This is a genomic window from Streptomyces ossamyceticus (assembly GCF_001418475.1).
Taxonomy (GTDB): domain Bacteria; phylum Actinomycetota; class Actinomycetes; order Streptomycetales; family Streptomycetaceae; genus Streptomyces; species Streptomyces ossamyceticus.
In genome coordinates this window covers 1-18118 of the sequence record NZ_LIQX01000224.1, presented here as the reverse complement: position 1 = coordinate 18118, position 18118 = coordinate 1, and the positions used below count along the sequence as shown (strand labels likewise).

Sequence of the window (18118 nt, the reverse complement as noted above, 5' to 3'; positions counted from 1 at the left end):
ACGCCAATGCGCAAAGGGCAGTACCGGTTCGTCGCGGGGTTTTTGTTCATCCCCGTGGCGCTTTATCTGATCTTCGTCATCTGGCCCTATCTCCAGACCTTCGGCTATTCGCTGACGGACTGGAAGGGGCAGTCGCAGACGTTCAGCTTCGTCGGGCTGGACAACTACACCGCGCTGTTCCAGGACGACATCTTCCTCAAGGCCATCTGGCACAACATCCTGTTCCTGCTGTTCATCCCGGTGATCACCATTCTGCTCGCGCTGTTCTTCGCGTTCATGCTGAACGCGGGCGGGCGCGGCCGGGCCGGCGGTGTCTCGGGGGTCGCCGGGTCGGGCTTCTACAAGATCGTCTACTTCTTCCCGCAGGTCCTGTCACTGGCCATTCTCGCGGTGCTGTTCGGCGCCGTGTACCGCAGTGACAGCGGCGGCATGCTCAACGGCTTCCTCATGAAACTGGGGCTGGTCGAGGAGAGCAGCCCCGTCGAATGGCTGAACGAACCGAATTTCGTGCTCTGGGCGCTGATCGCGGTGGTCGTCTGGCACGGCGTCGGCTTCTATCTGGTGCTGTTCTCCGCCGCCATGCAGGCCATTCCGAGGGACATCTACGAGGCCGCGCTGATCGACGGCGCCGGCCGCGCCCACACCTTCTTCCGGATCACCCTGCCCCTGCTCTGGGACTCCGTGCAGACCGCCTGGGTCTACCTCGGCATCGCGGCGATGGACATGTTCATCCTGGTCTCCACGATGACGGCGGGGGAGTACGGCGGCGGCCCCGACCACCACAGCGAGGTCATGGCGACCGTGATGATGCGGAACTTCCTGCTGTACGGCAGGAGCGGCTACGCCTGCGCCATGGGCGTGGTGATGCTGCTCCTCACCCTGATCGTCTCGGTGGTCATGCTGCGGGCCACCCGCCGTGAACGCATCGAGTTCTGAAGCCGGAGATGACGGAACGATGAGCGCACCCCTCAAGACCGCCTCCCCCGGCGATTCGGCCCCCACCGGTCCGGCCGTGACCAAGGGCCGGACCGGCGCCGGTGACGAACGCGGCGAAGGCGTCGTCCTGAACGTCTTCTCGCACGGCTTCCTCGCCCTGTGGGCCCTGATGATCGTGCTGCCGCTGCTGTGGCTGATCCTCAGCGCCTTCAAGACCGACGCCCAGATCGGCGGCTCGGCCTTCGGCTGGCCGGAGAACTGGACCCTGGACGTGTTCTCCCGCGCCTGGGACAAGGGCATCGGCGACTACTTCCTCAACACGGTCATCGTGCTGGCCTTCTCCGTGCCGCTGACCATGCTGTTCGGCTCGATGGCCGCGTACGTCCTGGCCCGCTACCAGTTCTGGGGCAACCGGCTGCTGTACTTCTTCTTCGTCGCCGGGGCCATGTTCCCGGTGTTCCTGGCGCTGGTCCCGCTGTTCTTCATGGTCAAGCGTCTCGACATGCTGAACAGCTACCAGGGTCTGATCCTGGTCTACGTCGCCTACTCGCTGCCGTTCACCGTGTTCTTCATGCACGCCTTCTTCCGGACCCTGCCCACGGCGGTCTTCGAGGCGGCGATCCTGGACGGGGCCTCCCACACCAGGACCTTCTTCCAGGTGATGCTGCCCATGGCGAAGCCGGGCCTGATCAGCGTGGGCATCTTCAACACCCTCGGCCAGTGGAACCAGTACATCCTGCCCACCGTCCTCATGCAGCCGCAGAGCGGTGACGACCCCGAGCGCTATGTCCTCACCCAGGGTCTGGTCCAGCTCCAACAGCAGCAGGGCTACGCCTCTGACCTGCCCGTTCTCTTCGCAGGTGTCACCATCGCCATGATCCCCATGCTCGTCGTCTACCTCTCGTTCCAGCGCCAGGTGCAGGCCGGCCTGACGTCGGCGACCCTGAAGTAGTAAGGAGGGCTTCCGGACGACCCCGACGTAGCGCCCCAGTGACATTTAGTGGTCAATTGGCGACGCCAGTTTCCGTCAAGGACTTGACTGCGGTAACCCGTTCAGCGGAGCTTGGAGTTCACAACTTGTAAGTGACCCGAGGTCCGCGGCTTTGACCTGGGTCACGGGCGGCGGGGGCCGTCCGGCCTGGGACAGGAGTGGATGAGTCGATGGAGACTCCGGGGTCGCAGTCGTCGCTGCACCGAGCAAATCTCGAACGCGTCGTCCGGGCGGTGCGTCTCGCCGGCTCGCTCACACAGGCGGAGATCGCCAGGACGACAGGTCTGTCCGCGGCCACGGTCTCCAATATCGTCCGCGAACTCAAGGACGGCGGAACGGTCGAGGTCACGCCCACATCGGCGGGTGGACGCCGCGCCCGCGCGGTCTCCCTCAGCGGTGACGCCGGGATTGTCATCGGCGTGGACTTCGGGCACACCCATTTGCGCGTCGCGATCGGGAACCTCGCCCATCAGGTGCTGGCCGAGGAGTCCGAGCCGCTCGACGTGGACGCCTCCTCCACCCAGGGGTTCGACCGTGCGGAGCAGCTGGTCACCCGGTTGATCGAGGCCACCGGAGTGGATCCCACGAAGATCGCGGGCGTGGGCCTCGGGGTGCCCGGACCGATCGACGTCGAGTCCGGGACGCTGGGCTCCACCGCCATCCTGCCGGGCTGGACCGGCACCAACCCGGCCGCCGAGATGGGCCACCGCCTGGGCGTCCCGGTCCACGTGGACAACGACGCCAACCTCGGCGCCCTCGGTGAGCTGGTCTGGGGCAGCGGACGCGGGGTACGCGACCTGGCCTACATCAAGGTGGCCAGCGGTGTCGGCGCCGGCCTGGTCATCGACGGCAAGATCTACCGGGGCCCCGGTGGCACAGCGGGAGAAATCGGGCATATTACTCTTGATGAATCCGGACCGGTCTGCCGCTGCGGAAACCGCGGCTGCCTGGAGACCTTCGCCGCCGCACGCCATGTGCTGCCGCTCCTCCAGTCCAGCCACGGGACCGATCTGACGATGGAAGGCGTCGTGCGGTTGGCGAGGGACGGGGATCCGGGCTGTCGCCGGGTGATCGCCGACGTCGGCCGCCACATCGGAAGTGGAGTTGCCAATCTCTGCAATCTGTTGAACCCGAGCCGCGTGGTCCTCGGTGGCGATCTCGCCGAGGCCGGGGAGTTGGTGCTCGGGCCCATAAGGGAGTCGGTCGGCCGGTACGCGATCCCGAGTGCCGCACGTCAACTCTCGGTGCTGCCAGGGGCACTTGGCGGTCGCGCGGAGGTCCTCGGGGCCCTCGCGCTGGCGCTCAGTGAGATGGGTGATTCAACCCTTTTGGACGGAACCCTGTCCGCAGCAACCCCTGCCTTCACTTAGAGAACGAAACACGCCGTTGCCAACCCGTTAAGGATTTACTTCTTGACGTCGCACGTGTGGCCGAGTTGACTTCCAGCCACCTCGGCCGCAGTGCTGCGGCCCGTGTCAGGGAGGCACAACCCAAATGAACGCAACGATGCGTAGAGTCGTGATCGGCGCCACCGCGGTTTCGCTGGCGCTCTCCGTGGCCGCCTGTGGGAAGGCCGGCGACGACAACGACTCGGACGGCGGCAGTGGCTCGGACAGCAAGTCCATCGGTCTGCTCCTGCCCGACAACGTCACCGCGCGCTACGAGAAGTTCGACAAGCCGTACTTCGAGGCGAAGGTCAAGGAGCTCTGCTCCGACTGTGACGTCCAGTACGCGAACGCCGCTGCTGACCCGAACAAGCAGGCTCAGCAGATGAGCACCATGGTGACCAAGGGCGTCAAGGTCATCGTCGTCTCCGCCCAGGACTCCGCCGCGATCAAGTCCTCCATCCAGTCCGCGGTGGACAAGGGCGTCAAGGTCGTCGCCTACGACCGCCTCGCCCAGGGCCCGGTCTCGGCCTACGTCTCGTTCGACAACGTCAAGGTCGGCGAGCTCCAGGGCCAGGCGCTGCTGGACGCGCTCGGTGACAAGGCGACCAAGAAGTCCAAGGTCGTCATGATCAACGGTGACGACGCCGACCCGAACGCCGCCCAGTTCAAGGAAGGCGCCCACAAGGCGCTGGACGGCAAGGTCGACATCGCCTACGAGCAGTCCGGTCTCTGGAAGGACACCGTCGCCGCCGAGAAGATGTCCGCGGCGATCACCCAGCTGGGCGCCAAGAACATCGCCGGTGTCTACGCCGCCAACGACGGCATGGCCGGTGGTATCGCCAACACCCTCAAGGGCGCCAAGATCGGCGACATCCCGCTGACGGGCCAGGACGCCGAGCTCGCCGCCATCCAGCGGATCGTCGCCGGCACCCAGTCCTCCACGGTCTACAAGGCCTACAAGCCGGAGGCCGACACCGCCGCCGAGCTCGCGGTCGCGCTGCTCGAGGACAAGAACATCAAGGACCTCGCCGACACCGAGGTGACGAGCGGCTCCGGCGACAAGGTGCCCGCCAAGCTCCTGACCCCGGTCTCGGTCACCAAGGACAACATCAACGACACCGTCGTCAAGGACAAGCTGTACACGGTCGCGGACATCTGCACCCCCGAGTACGCCAAGGCCTGCAAGTCCGCCGGCCTGGAGTAGTCACGCCACCGCGCGTCATCCGGTCCGGGTCCCGCTGAGGGGCCCGGGCCCGGACGGCCGATCGGCCCCGTGAAGCCCCGCCGGCGCCCGCCCCGCCAACAGACCCCGCTGCGGGGCGGGCGCCGGACGGAACCCGCCGCCGAGCGCGGCGGATCCAGGCATGTTCACCCTGTAAACCACGGTGCGAGCAGCGGCCCTCCCGCCGCGCTCCGCACGTCACTCCGCGCACACCCCCACAGCGCGGCATCCCCGCCGGTCAGGCGGCGAAGGAGATGGTTCACGTGTCCGCTACGCCCGTGCTGGCGTTGCGCGGAGTCTCCAAGCGATTCGGTGCGGTCCAGGCCCTCACCGACGTCGATCTGGAGGTCCACGCCGGAGAAGTGGTCGCCCTGGTGGGCGACAACGGCGCAGGTAAGTCGACCCTGGTCAAGACGATCGCGGGTGTCCACCCCATCGACGACGGCGTCATCGAGTGGCAGGGCAACCCTGTCAAGATCAACAAGCCGCACGACGCCCAGGGACTCGGCGTCGCGACGGTCTACCAGGACCTCGCGCTCTGCGACAACCTCGACGTCGTCGGCAACCTCTACCTCGGTCGCGAGCTGCTGCACCGGGGCGTCATCGACGAGGTGACGATGGAGAAGAACTCCCGCGAGCTGCTGTCGACGCTCTCCATCCGCATCCCGAGCGTGCGGATCCCGATCGCGAGCCTCTCGGGTGGCCAGCGCCAGGTCGTGGCCATCGCCCGCGCCCTGATCGGCGACCCCAAGCTCGTCATCCTCGACGAGCCCACCGCGGCTCTCGGCGTCGAGCAGACCGCGCAGGTCCTCGACCTGGTCGAGCGGCTGCGGGAACGCGACCTCGCCGTCATCCTCATCAGCCACAACATGGCCGACGTCAAGGCGGTCGCCGACACCGTCGCCGTGCTGCGGCTGGGCAGGAACAACGGCTCCTTCCCCGTGAAGGACACCAGCCACGAAGAGATCATCGCCGCGATCACGGGTGCCACGGACAACGCCGTGACCCGTCGCGCGGGGCGGCGCACCGCGGAGGCGGCAAAGTGAGTGACACGTCCAAGACCGTGAAGAGCGACTCCACGACGACCGGCAAGGTCACCGAGGGCCAGGTGGAGCAGCAGGACACCGTCGCGCCCGCCGACGACCCCACAGCGGCCCCGGTCTCCGTCACGGACCCGCGGCTGCTGATCCGCGAGGAGGGCCTCAAGGGCTACCTCACCGAATTCAAGCGCAAGGTCAAGGGCGGCGAGCTGGGCTCGCTGCCGGTGGTCATCGGCCTGATCGTCATCTGGACGATCTTCCAGCTGCAGAACGACCTCTTCCTGAGCGCCGACAACCTGTCGGACATCAGCTACTTCCTCTCGGCCACCGGCATGCTCGCCATCGGCCTGGTCTTCGTGCTGCTGCTCGGCGAGATCGACCTGTCCGTGGGCTCGGTCAGCGGTCTGGCCTCCACCCTGTTCGCCGTGCTCGCGGTGAACCACGGCATGAACTCCTGGTTGGCGCTGCTCCTCGCGATCCTCACCGGTCTCGCCATCGGCGCGCTGCACGGCTGGTTCTTCGCCAGGATCGGCGTCCCCGCGTTCGTCGTCACCCTGGCGGGCTTCCTCGGCTGGAACGGCGTGATGCTGTGGCTGCTGGGTGACAGCGGCACGATCAACATCCCCTCCGACGAGGGCCCGGTCCGTCTGCTCGGCAAGAGCTCCTTCTTCATGGACCAGGCCATCATCGGCGCGTACATCCTGGCCGGCCTCGCCGTGGTGCTCTCCCTCGTCGGCAACCTCAACGAGCAGCGCCGCCGTCGGGCCGCGGGGGTGCCGTTCCGGCCGACCAGCGAGATCGCGCTGCGGGTCGGCGCGCTCGCCGTCGTGTCCTTCGTGGCCGCCGCCGTGCTCAACGACGCGGCCGGTGTCTCCAACGCCCTGGTGATCTTCCTCGCCGCGCTGGTGATCGTGGACTTCGTGCTGCGGCGCACCACGTACGGCCGTCAGGTGTTCGCCGTCGGTGGCGGCATCGAGGCGGCCCGCCGGGCCGGCATCAACGTGCCGATGGTCCGGATCACCGTGTTCGCGATCTCCGGTGGGTTCGCGGCCATCGGCGGTATGTTCTTCGCCGGTCAGACCGCGAGCGCGACGCTCTCCGCCGGTGGCGGCAACACGCTGATGCTCGCGATCGCCGCCGCCGTCATCGGTGGTACCAGTCTCTTCGGTGGGCGTGGGTCGGTGTGGTCCGCGCTGCTGGGCATGCTCGTCATCCAGTCGATCCAGACGGGCCTCAATCTGCTCAACATGAACACGTCGATCCAGTACATGATCACCGGCGCGGTGCTCCTGGGCGCCGTGGTCATCGACTCGGTCTCCCGCAAGAGCCAGAAGGCTGCGGGTCGCGCGTAAGCGCGGTTCCCCGCGCCCCTGACGGAGTGGCAGGCGGCCCTCGCGCAGAAGTGCCCGGCATCGAATCCGATGCCGGGCACTTCTCTTCTGTGTCGGACGTTTTCGTACGCGGGGACCGGTGCAGGATGGTTTACGGCCGTTCGTGTGATGCGGGTTCCCCCCGCCCGGCGGTCGGCGGTGCACACGGAAGATTAGACTTCGACGAGCCCGGCAACGCTCGAACAGCACTATTGCAAGGAGGCACGGGTGCCGCTGCTGACCCGCATCAGGGGACCGCGCGATCTGGACCGGCTCAGCCTGGAGGAGTTGGACCAGCTGGCGGAGGAGATCCGGACCTTCCTCGTGGAGGCGGTGTCGAAGACCGGCGGTCACCTCGGCCCGAACCTCGGCGTGGTCGAGCTCACCATCGCGCTGCACCGTGTCTTCGACTCGCCGAAGGACAAGGTGTTGTGGGACACGGGCCACCAGTCCTACGTCCACAAGCTCCTCACCGGCCGACAGGACTTCTCCCGGCTGAAGATGAAGGGCGGCCTGTCCGGCTACCCCTCGCAGGCCGAGTCCGAGCACGACGTCATCGAGAACAGCCACGCCTCGACGGTCCTCGGCTGGGCCGACGGTCTCGCCAAGGCCAACGAGGTCCGAAAGCGCGACGACCACGTGGTCGCCGTGATCGGTGACGGCGCCCTCACCGGCGGCATGGCCTGGGAGGCGCTCAACAACATCGCCGACGCCAAGGACCGGCCCCTGGTCATCGTGGTCAACGACAACGAGCGCTCGTACGCGCCGACCATCGGCGGCCTCGCCAACCATCTCGCCACCCTGCGCACCACCGACGGGTACGAGCGGTTCCTGGCCCGTGGCAAGGACCTGCTGGAGCGCACGCCCGTCGTCGGCCGGCCGCTCTACGAGACGCTGCACGGCGCCAAGAAGGGCCTGAAGGACTTCATCGCCCCGCAGGGCATGTTCGAGGACCTCGGCCTCAAGTACGTCGGACCGATCGACGGACACGACATCGAGGCCCTGGAGTCCGCCCTGTCGCGCGCCAAGCGCTTCGGCGGCCCGGTCATCGTGCACTGCCTCACCGAGAAGGGCCGCGGCTACCAGCCCGCCCTCCAGGACGAGGCGGACCGCTTCCACGCCGTCGGCAAGATCCACCCGGACACGGGCCTTCCGATCGCCTCCTCCGGCGCCGACTGGACCTCCGTCTTCGGCGAGGAGATGGTGAAGCTCGGCAAGGAGCGCGAGGACATCGTCGCCATCACCGCGGCCATGCTCCAGCCGGTCGGCCTCGACAAGTTCGCGAAGGCCTTCCCCGAGCGCGTCTACGACGTCGGCATCGCCGAGCAGCACGGCGCCGTCTCCGCGGCCGGCCTCGCCACCGGCGGGCTGCACCCGGTCTTCGCGGTGTACGCGACCTTCCTCAACCGCGCCTTCGACCAGGTCCTCATGGACGTCGCCCTCCACAAGTGCGGTGTGACGTTCGTCCTGGACCGGGCCGGAGTCACCGGCACTGACGGCGCCTCGCACAACGGCATGTGGGACATGTCGATCCTTCAGGTCGTCCCCGGGCTGCGGCTCGCCGCGCCGCGCGACGCCGACCAGGTGCGGGCGCAGCTGCGCGAGGCCGTCGAGGTCACGGACGCGCCGACCGTGGTGCGCTTCTCCAAGGGCGCCGTCGGCCCCGCCGTACCGGCCGTGGGCCGGGTGGGTGGCATGGACGTGCTGCGGGAGCCGGGCACCGACACGCCGGACGTGCTCCTCGTCTCCGTCGGCGCCCTCGCGCCGATGTGCCTGGAGATCGCCGCCCTCCTCGACAAGCAGGGCATCACCACCACCGTCGTCGACCCGCGCTGGGTCAAGCCGGTGGACGAACACATGGCGCCGCTCGCCGACAAGCACCGCGTGGTCGTCACCGTGGAGGACAACTCCCGTGTCGGCGGCGTCGGCTCGGCGATCGCGCAGGCCCTGCGCGACGCGGGCGTCGACATCCCGCTGCGCGACTTCGGCATCCCGCCGCGCTTCCTCGACCACGCCTCCCGCGCCGAGGTGATGGCCGAGATCGGGCTCACCGCGCCCGACATCGCCCGCCAGGTCACGGGTCTCGTCTCCAAGCTGGACGGCCGGCTGGACGGCACACCCTCCGAGGTCGAGCCCGCGCGCGACTGACCCGCCCGACTGGGCTGTCCGGGCCGGTCCCACCATCCTTTACGGTGGTGAGACCGGCCCATTCGCGTGAAACCGCCCGTGCCGGGGCATACGCTCCCCCAGCTCTCGGCTTCGCTCGACCCGGGGGGACCCCCATCGCCCCCTCTCGATCATGTCGAGGACCACAAGCGTGGGAGGTACCCCTGTGAGCAGCACACTCTTCCGGACGAAGAAGGTCGAGCAGTCCATCCTCGATACCGAGGAGCCCGAACACGCGCTCAAGAAATCCTTGTCCGCGCTGGATCTGACGGTCTTCGGCGTCGGTGTCATCATCGGCACCGGCATCTTCGTCCTCACCGGTACGGTCGCCAAGAACAACGCCGGGCCCGCGGTGGCCCTGGCCTTCGTCGCGGCCGGTGTCGCCTGCGCTCTGGCCGCGCTGTGCTACGCCGAGTTCGCCTCCACGTTGCCCGTCGCCGGGTCCGCGTACACGTTCTCGTACGCCTCCCTCGGTGAACTGCCCGCCTGGATCATCGGCTGGGACCTGGTCCTGGAGTTCGCGCTCGGGACGGCGGTGGTGGCCGTCGGCTGGTCCGGCTACATCCAGTCGCTCATGGACAACGCGGGCTGGGAGATGCCCGTGGCCCTGGGCAGCAGAGAGGGCGCCGACGGGTTCGGTTTCGACATCCTCGCCGCCGCGCTCGTCCTCGTCCTCACCGTCATCCTCGTGATCGGCATGAAGCTGTCCGCGCGGATCACCTCGGTCGTCGTCGCCATCAAGGTCGCCGTCGTCCTGACCGTGATCATCGCGGGCGCTTTCTTCATCGAGGGCAAGAACTACGACCCGTTCATCCCGAAGGCGCAGACCGTCGACGCCGGTGACAGTCTCCAGGCGCCGCTGATCCAGCTGATGTTCGGCTGGGCGCCCTCCAACTTCGGTGTGATGGGCATCTTCACGGCCGCCTCGGTGGTGTTCTTCGCGTTCATCGGCTTCGACGTCGTCGCCACCGCCGCAGAGGAGACCAGGAACCCGCAGCGCGACATGCCGCGCGGCATCCTCGGCTCCCTCGTCATCTGCACCACGCTGTACGTCCTCGTGTCGATCGTCGTCACGGGCATGCAGAACTACACCCGGCTGTCCGTCGACGCCCCGCTCGCCGACGCCTTCAAGGAGACCGGACACCCCTGGTTCGCGGGCTTCATCAGCTTCGGCGCCGCCGTCGGCCTGACGACGGTCTGCATGATCCTGCTCCTCGGCCAGACACGCGTCTTCTTCGCGATGAGCCGCGACGGACTGCTGCCGCGCTTCTTCTCCCACGTCCACCCGCGGTTCAAGACCCCGCACCGGCCGACGATCCTGCTGGGCGTGATCATCGCGATCCTCGCCGGCTTCACCCCGCTGACCGAACTCGCCGCCCTGGTGAACATCGGCACCCTGTTCGCCTTCGTGGTGGTCGCGATCGGTGTGATCATCCTCCGCAGGACCCGCCCCGATCTGCACCGGTCGTTCCGCACCCCGTGGGTGCCGGTCATCCCGATCCTGTCGGTCTGCGCGTCCCTCTGGCTGATGATCAACCTGCCCGCCGAGACGTGGCTGCGGTTCGCGGTGTGGATGGTCGCGGGGTTCGTCGTGTACTTCCTCTACGGCCGCTCGCACAGCCGCCTCAGCCGCCACGAGGAGAGCCCGTCGGGCGATGTCGCCCCGCCGCCGGGACGCGGCGCGTAGGAGCCGCCCGTCCGCCGTCCCGGCCCGTCCGCCTGACCCGGCGTCACCGACGGCACCGCGCGCCCCCTCCGGCCCCGTACAGGCCCGCCTCCGGCCCCGTACAGGGCCGGACCGCGTGGGCGGCAGGGGGCCGGACCGTGTGACGGCAGCCGCCGTCAGGTGTCAGGCGTCGCCGCGTACCGTGCGCGGGCCCGTCACCTCGGCGCCCAGTTCCCCCACCCGGCGGCGCAGTTCGCGGTCGGCGGTGACGACGAGGGTCGGGCGGTCCCGGCCCTCCTCGGCGACCAACTGGACGATACGGTCGTCGCCGCTGCCGGGGGCCGTGTCGACCCGTACACCGGGGACGGACTCCACGCCGTGGGCCGCGCCCTCCACGACCATGACGAGTTCCACCGGCTCGTCCCGGCCCGGGACCCCGTCACGGGCGAGCCGGTCGCGCAGACGCTCCGCCGCGCCGCGCCGGTCGCGCCACCAGCCGTCGGGGACGGAACCGATCACGTTCGCGGCGTCGATGATCACGAGAGTCGTCATGCTTCCCCATTGTGGACCCAGGACGGTGGCACCCGGTCGGCCGCCCACCGGCGGACCGGTGGGGCCGGGCAGGGAAAGAGGGCCTCCGTCCGGGGACGGAGGCCCTCTTCATGGTGCTGCGGTTACGCGGGGACCGAGGCCACGCCCGGCTCCAGGAACTTCTTGCCGTTCACCCGCTCGCTGACGCCCTCGCGGTCCAGGTACGGCGTGATGCCGCCCAGGTGGAAGGGCCAGCCGGCGCCGGTGATCAGGCAGAGGTCGACGTCCTGCGCCTCGGCGACGACACCCTCGTCGAGCATCAGGCCGATCTCCTGCGCCACCGCGTCCAGGACTCGGGCGCGCACCTGCTCCTCGGTCAGGACGACGTCGCCCTGCTTCAGGAGCGCGGCGACCTCGGGGTCCAGCTCCGGCTTGCCGGAGTCGTAGACGTAGAAGCCGCGCTTGCCCGCCTTGACGACGGCCGCGAGGTTCGGGGAGACCGTGAAGCGGTCCGGGAAGGCCCGGTTGAGGGTCTCCGAGACGTGCAGACCGATCGCGGGACCGACCAGCTCCAGCAGGACGAGGGGAGACATCGGCAGGCCCAGGGGCTCCACCGCCTTCTCCGCGACCTCGACCGGCGTGCCCTCGTCGATGACGTTCTGGATCTCGCCCATGAAGCGGGTGAGGATGCGGTTCACGACGAACGCCGGGGCGTCCTTCACCAGCACCGCGGTCTTCTTCAGCTTCTTGGCGACGGCGAAGGCCGTGGCCAGCGAGGCGTCGTCGGTCTGCTCGCCGCGGACGATCTCCAGCAGCGGCAGGATCGCGACCGGGTTGAAGAAGTGGAAGCCGACGACCCGCTCGGGGTTCTTCAGCTTCGACGCCATCTCGGTGACCGACAGCGAGGAGGTGTTGGTGGCGAGGATCGCGTGCGCCGGGGCGACCGCCTCGACCTCCGCGAACACCTGCTGCTTGACCCCGATCTCCTCGAACACGGCCTCGATGACGAAGTCCGCGTCCGCGAAGCCCTCGGCCTTGTCCAGGACACCGGTGACCAGCGCCTTGAGGCGGTTGGCCTTGTCCTGGTTGATCCGGCCCTTGAGCAGCAGCTTGTCGATCTCGGCGTGGACGTAGCCCACACCCTTGTCGACGCGCTCCTGGTCGATGTCGGTCAGGACGACCGGCACCTCCAGGCGGCGCAGGAACAGCAGCGCGAGCTGCGAGGCCATCAGACCGGCGCCGACGACACCGACCTTGGTGACCGGACGGGCCAGCGACTTGTCCGGCGCGCCGGCCGGGCGCTTGCCGCGCTTCTGCACCAGGTTGAAGGCGTAGATGCCGGCGCGCAGTTCGCCGCCCATGATGAGGTCGGCGAGGGCCGTGTCCTCGGCGTCGTAGCCCTGCTGGAGGTCGCCGTTCTTCGAGGCGGCGATGATGTCCAGCGCGCGGTAGGCGGCCGGGGCCGCACCGTGCACCTTGGAGTCCGCGATGAAGCGGCCCTTGGCGACGGCCTGGTCCCAGGCCTCACCGCGGTCGATGACCGGGCGGTCGACGACGATCTCGCCCTTGAGGACGGACGCCGTCCACAGCAGCGACTGCTCCAGGAAGTCGGCGCCCTCGAAGAGCGCGTCGGCGATCCCCAGCTCGTAGACCTGTACGCCCTTGAGCTGCTTGTTCTGGTTGAGGCTGTTCTCGATGATCACCGAGACGGCCTTGTCGGCGCCGATCAGGTTCGGCAGCAGCGTGCAGCCGCCCCAGCCGGGGACCAGGCCGAGGAAGACCTCGGGGAGCGAGAACGCGGGCAGGGCCGCGGAGACGGTCCGGTAGGAGCAGTGCAGACCGACCTCGACACCGCCGCCCATCGCGGCGCCGTTGTAGTACGCGAAGGTCGGGACGGCGAGGGTGGACAGCCGCTTGAAGACCTCGTGGCCGCCCTTGCCGATGGCGAGAGCGTGCTCGTGCTCCTTGAGGAGCTCGACACCCTTGAGGTCGGCGCCGACCGCGAAGATGAACGGCTTGCCGGTGATGCCGACACCGACGATCTCGCCGGCCGCGGCCTCCTTCTCGACCTGGTCGATGGCGGTGTTCAGGTTCGCCAGCGACGCCGGGCCGAAGGTGGTCGGCTTGGTGTGGTCGAAGCCGTTGTCCAGCGTGATCAGGGCGAAGCGCCCCGCGCCGAACGGCAGGTCGAGGTGGCGTACGTGCGCGCTCGTCACGACCTCGTCCGGGAACAGCTCCGAGGCCTGCTTGAGAAGCTCGGCGGTGGTGGTCACTTGTCCCCCTCGAAGTGCGGGTTCTCCCAGATGACGGTGGCGCCCATGCCGAAGCCGACGCACATGGTCGTCAGGCCGTAGCGGACGTGTCGCTGCTCCTCGAACTGGCGGGCCAGCTGCGTCATCAGACGCACGCCGGAGGAGGCCAGCGGGTGACCGAAGGCGATGGCGCCGCCGTACTGGTTCACGCGGGCGTCGTCGTCGGCGATGCCGTAGTGCTCCAGGAAGGCGAGCACCTGGACGGCGAACGCCTCGTTGATCTCGAACAGGCCGATGTCGTCGATGGAGAGGCCCGCCTGGGCGAGAGCCTTCTCCGTGGCCGGGATCGGGCCGTAGCCCATGACCTCCGGCTCGACACCCGCGAAGGAGTACGCCACGAGGCGCATCTTCACCGGGAGGTCGTGCTCGCGGGCGAAGTCCTCGCTGGCGATGATCGAGGCGGTGGCGCCGTCGTTCAGACCGGCCGCGTTACCTGCGGTGACCCGGCCGTGGACGCGGAACGGCGTCTTCAGACCCGTGAGGTTCTCGATGGTCGTGCCCGGACGCATCGGCTCGTCGGCGGTGACCAGGCCCCAGCCGGTCTCGCCGCCCTCGGGGTTGGTGCGGCGCACCGAGATTGGCACCAGGTCGGCCTGGATCTTGCCGTTGGCGTACGCCTTGGCGGCCTTCTCCTGCGAGCGCACGGCGTACTCGTCGGCGCGCTGCTTGGTGATGGTCGGGTAGCGGTCGTGCAGGTTCTCGGCGGTCATGCCCATGAACAGGGCGGACTCGTCGACCAGCTTCTCGCTGACGAACCGCGGGTTCGGGTCCACGCCCTCACCCATGGGGTGGCGGCCCATGTGCTCGACACCGCCGGCGATGGCGACGTCGTAGGCGCCGAAGGCCACGGAGCCGGCGACCGTGGTGACGGCGGTCAGGGCGCCGGCGCACATGCGGTCGATGGAGTAGCCGGGGACGGTCTGCGGCAGACCGGCGAGGATGCCCGCCGTGCGGCCGATGGTCAGGCCCTGGTCACCGATCTGCGTGGTCGCGGCGATGGCGACCTCGTCGATCTTCGCCGGCTCCAGACCGGGGTTGCGGCGCAGCAGCTCCCGGATCGCCTTCACGACGAGGTCGTCGGCGCGGGTCTCGTGGTAGATGCCCTTCGGGCCCGCCTTGCCGAACGGGGTGCGGACGCCGTCGACGAAGACGACGTCCCTGACGGTACGAGGCACGATGGCTCTCCTCCAGGGTGCGGGATGGCACTACTGCTGCACGACACGCTGAGCGCGCGCTCAGGCCCATGCTACTTACGAGTAACCGGACTGCCCACCCCTGAGGGCGGGAGCGGTGAACGTCACACACCCTCGGCGTGTTACCGCCGGTTACATGCATCCAGCTTAGGGGTGCGGGGAACCGTGCGACCAGCCCGAAACGCCCCCGCCCTCCCGGACCGCGATCACGCCGCGGGAGCGGTGGACCCCCTGGGCACCAGGATCGGGGTCGCCACCGGATGGGAGGAGGCCTCCCCGGCGATCACCCCGAACAGTGTGCGCGCGACCTCCGCCCCGAACCCGTGCACGTCATGGCTCATCGCCGACAGGGTCGGCCGGGTGAGCCGGCACAGCTGCGAGTCGTCCCAGGCCAGCAGTGAGACGTCCGTCGGCACCCGCACTCCCATCTCCGCGGCCACCGACAGACCCGCCACCGCCATGATGTCGTTGTCGTAGAGGATCGCGGTCGGCCGGTCCCCGTCGGGGGCGCTGAGCAGCGACCGTGTCGCCCGGGCCCCGTCCTCCCCGGAGAAGTCGGTCGTCACCTGGCGCACCCCGGCCAGCCCCAGCCGCCGCGCCTCCTCGTCGACCGCGGCCGTACGGATGGCCGTGTGCCCCAGCAGCGCGGCGCCCCCGACCCGCGCGATCCGCCGGTGGCCGAGCGCCGCGAGATAGCGCACCGCCTCCGACACGGCGCTCGCGTCGTCCGTCCACACCGAGGTGAGCCCCCCGGTCAGGGACGGATGCCCGACCGCGACGACCGGCATGCCGAGCCGCTGCGCCGACGCCGCCCTCGGATCGTCCGCGCGGAAGTCCACCAGGATCGACCCGCTGACCTGCCGCCCCCGCCACCAGGCGTCCTGCACCGCCATCTCCTCGTCCACGTTCCGCACGAGACGCAGCAGCAGCGAGCAGGACCGCTCGGTCAGCACGCTCTCCACCCCGGAGACGAACTCCATGTAGAACGGCTCCAGCCCCAGAAGCCGCGCCGGCCGGCAGATCGCGAGCCCCACGACGTCCACCCGCCGGCTCGACAGCGACCGCGCCGTCAGGTTCGGTGTCCAGCCGAGCTCCCGCGCCGCCGTGAAGATCCGGTCGCGCGTGGCGTCGGACAGTCCCGGTTTGCGGTTGAAGGCGAGTGAGACCGCCCCCTTCGACACTCCGGCACGCGCGGCGACGTCCTTGATCGTCACCCAAGGGGGTGTGCTCATCGGGCGGGCTCCACACAGAACAAGGCCCGCCGGACAGCCGCTTCGTCCGGCACGGCCGCCCAGCCCGTCACCCCGATGGTGACCCGCTCCCCGGGCAGCAGCGTGACCCGCCCGGTGTCGGCCCGGGCTCCCGGGTCCAGCCGGTCGGCCTGGAGCAGCAGGTCCCGCAGCAGGGTCCGCGCGGTCACGGTCACCGCCCCCGGCGCCACCTCCACGTCGAACTCCGGCCGGGGGTAGGGTACTTCGCGGTCCGGGGCCGGGAAGCGCAGCGCCCGCAGACCGTCCACGTCCGCCACCAGGAACTCCTTCGCGCCCGCCGGCTCCACCTCACGCGGCACCGGCACCTCGACGACCGCGCGAGGCCCGACGGCCGTGCCGGGGGCCGAGAACTCGGCGATCACCTCGCCGTCCACCGACATCCGCCGCAACCGCGGCGCGGCAGGCTCCCACGCCTCACCCGCCTGGTTCACGACGGCCAGCACCAGCGCTCCGCCCCGCTCCTGGAGCGTCACCAGCCGGTCCGCGTACAGCCGCCGCAGCTCGTGGTAGAGCGGCTTCTCCCTGCCGTCACCGTCGATCGCCGCCCAGGACGTCACCGGCCAGCAGTCGTTGAGCTGCCACACGACCGTGCCCGCGCACACCGGCCAGTGCGACCGCCAGTGCTCGACACCGGAGGCGACTGCCCGCGCCTGGTTCAGCTGCGTCAGATAGTGCCACCGGTCGAAGTCCCCCTCGGGGACGGCGAAATGACGGGCGAGCCCCCGCTCCAGCTTCCCGTTGCCGTCCTCCGCCTTCTGGTGGTGCAGCATGCCGGGGGAGTCGGCGGAGAGAGCCTCACCGGCCAGCGCCCGCCGCAGCGTCGCGTACGCGGGCGGCGCCTGCCAGCCGAACTCCGCCACGAACCGGGGCACGTTCGCCCGGTACTCCGCGTAGTCCTCCCGGTTCCACACCTCCCAGGAGTGGTGCGTGCCGTGCGCCGGGTCGTTCGGATGGTGGTCCCAGGACCCCGACCAGGGGCTGCCCGCCGTGTACGGCCGCGTCGGGTCCAACTCCGCGACGATCCGCGGCAGCACGCCCAGGTAGTACCCCTCACCCCAGGACTCCCCGGCGAGCCGCTCCTCCCAGCCCCAGTCCCGGAACCCCCACAGGTTCTCGTTGTTGCCGTTCCACAGGACCAGCGAGGGATGCGGCATCAGCCGTACGACGTTCTCCCGGGCCTCGGCCTCCACCTCGCCCCGCAGCGGCTGCTCCTCCGGGTAGGCGGCGCACGCGAAGGGGAAGTCCTGCCAGACCAGCAGCCCCAGTTCGTCGCAGACGTCGTAGAAGTCGTGGCTCTCGTAGATCCCGCCGCCCCAGATCCGCACGAGGTCGACACCAGCGTCGGCCGCCCGGGTGAGCCGTGCGCGGTAGCGGTCGCGGGTGACGCGGGAGGGGAAGGCGTCGTCCGGGATCCAGTTCACGCCCCGCGCGAACAGCCGCTCGCCGTTGACGACGAAGGTGAACCCGGTGCCGTGCTCGTCGGCCCCCCGGTCGACCTCCACGGTCCGGAACCCGACCCGCCGCCGCCAGACGTCGAGCCCCTGGCCCCCGTCCTCGTGCAAGGTCAACTCCACCTCGTACAGCGGCTGTTCGCCGTACCCGCGCGGCCACCATCGTTCGACGCCGGGCACCTCCAGTCGTACGACGCCGCTCGTGCCCTCGACCTCCGCGACCGCGCTGACGTCCCCCACCCGCGCCCGGAGCCGCAGACCCGCCTCCACGGCCGCCCGCTCCACGTCGACGTACAGCTCCACCCTCCCGGTCGTGCCCTCGACCGTCACCAGCGGTCGGACGCGGGCGATCCGGGCCGTCGACCAGTGCTCCAGCCGCACCGGCCGCCACATACCCGCCGTCACCAGGGTCGGCCCCCAGTCCCAGCCGAACGAGCAGGCCATCTTGCGGATGAACTGGAAGGGCTCGGGATACGCGTTGGGCCGGTCACCGAGCCGTTCGCGCACCGCCTCCGCCTCGGCGTACGCGGAGGCGAACCGCACCGAGACCCTGCCGCTCATCCCGGTGACGTCGAAGCGGT

General features: G+C 69.4%; 13 protein-coding genes. 8 read left to right on the top strand and 5 right to left on the bottom strand.

The features are described from left to right. The first annotated feature begins 6 nt into the window (after positions 1-6). The 8 genes from AOK15_RS17680 to AOK15_RS17645 all read left to right on the top strand — a co-directional run bounded on the left by AOK15_RS17680 (position 7) and on the right by AOK15_RS17645 (position 10800). On the top strand, positions 7-936 hold the full coding sequence (locus tag AOK15_RS17680) for a carbohydrate ABC transporter permease (protein ID WP_055517887.1): 930 nt from the start codon (positions 7-9) through the stop codon (positions 934-936). A gap of 19 nt (positions 937-955) precedes the next feature. Continuing rightward, positions 956-1888, top strand: coding sequence for a carbohydrate ABC transporter permease (locus tag AOK15_RS17675; RefSeq protein WP_055517885.1), 933 nt, complete (start codon positions 956-958; stop codon positions 1886-1888). Between the two features lie 209 nt (positions 1889-2097). After that, a complete protein-coding gene (locus AOK15_RS17670) occupies positions 2098-3297 on the top strand; it encodes an ROK family transcriptional regulator (RefSeq protein WP_055517883.1) in 1200 nt (399 codons plus the stop codon). A gap of 136 nt (positions 3298-3433) precedes the next feature. Continuing rightward, entirely contained in the window at positions 3434-4519 is a 1086-nt protein-coding gene (locus tag AOK15_RS17665; protein WP_055517880.1) for a sugar ABC transporter substrate-binding protein, read from the top strand. A gap of 272 nt (positions 4520-4791) precedes the next feature. Continuing rightward, positions 4792-5583 carry an ATP-binding cassette domain-containing protein gene (locus AOK15_RS17660; protein WP_079058543.1) on the top strand — a complete coding sequence of 264 codons (792 nt, stop codon included), beginning with the start codon at positions 4792-4794 and terminating at the stop codon, positions 5581-5583. Continuing rightward, positions 5580-6929 carry a sugar ABC transporter permease gene (locus AOK15_RS17655; RefSeq protein WP_055517875.1) on the top strand — a complete coding sequence of 450 codons (1350 nt, stop codon included), beginning with the start codon at positions 5580-5582 and terminating at the stop codon, positions 6927-6929. Before AOK15_RS17660 ends, AOK15_RS17655 begins: the two co-directional genes overlap by 4 nt. 246 nt (positions 6930-7175) lie before the next feature. Then, positions 7176-9095, top strand: a complete 1920-nt coding sequence (dxs, locus tag AOK15_RS17650; protein WP_055517871.1) for a 1-deoxy-D-xylulose-5-phosphate synthase — start codon at positions 7176-7178, stop codon at positions 9093-9095. A 184-nt stretch (positions 9096-9279) separates the two neighbouring features. Continuing rightward, on the top strand, positions 9280-10800 hold the full coding sequence (locus tag AOK15_RS17645) for an amino acid permease (RefSeq protein ID WP_055517870.1): 1521 nt from the start codon (positions 9280-9282) through the stop codon (positions 10798-10800). A 162-nt stretch (positions 10801-10962) separates the two neighbouring features. Here AOK15_RS17645 and AOK15_RS17640 read toward each other — a convergent pair whose 3' ends face one another. From AOK15_RS17640 to AOK15_RS17620, 5 genes are all read right to left on the bottom strand, one after another. Further along, a complete protein-coding gene (locus AOK15_RS17640) occupies positions 10963-11331 on the bottom strand; it encodes a PIN domain-containing protein (RefSeq protein WP_055517868.1) in 369 nt (122 codons plus the stop codon). A 122-nt stretch (positions 11332-11453) separates the two neighbouring features. Then, positions 11454-13583, bottom strand: a complete 2130-nt coding sequence (locus tag AOK15_RS17635; RefSeq protein WP_055517866.1) for a 3-hydroxyacyl-CoA dehydrogenase NAD-binding domain-containing protein — start codon at positions 13581-13583, stop codon at positions 11454-11456. Continuing rightward, the gene (locus AOK15_RS17630) at positions 13580-14797 is read right to left on the bottom strand and encodes a thiolase family protein (protein ID WP_055517864.1); all 1218 of its coding nucleotides are present in this window, start codon (positions 14795-14797) and stop codon (positions 13580-13582) included. Before AOK15_RS17630 ends, AOK15_RS17635 begins: the two co-directional genes overlap by 4 nt. Positions 14798-15021: 224 nt before the next feature. Continuing rightward, a complete protein-coding gene (locus tag AOK15_RS17625) occupies positions 15022-16047 on the bottom strand; it encodes a LacI family DNA-binding transcriptional regulator (RefSeq protein WP_055517861.1) in 1026 nt (341 codons plus the stop codon). Beyond that, on the bottom strand, positions 16044-18118 hold a 2075-nt coding region (locus tag AOK15_RS17620), incomplete at its 5' end, for a glycoside hydrolase family 2 protein (protein ID WP_055517859.1). The genes AOK15_RS17625 and AOK15_RS17620, both read right to left, overlap by 4 nt.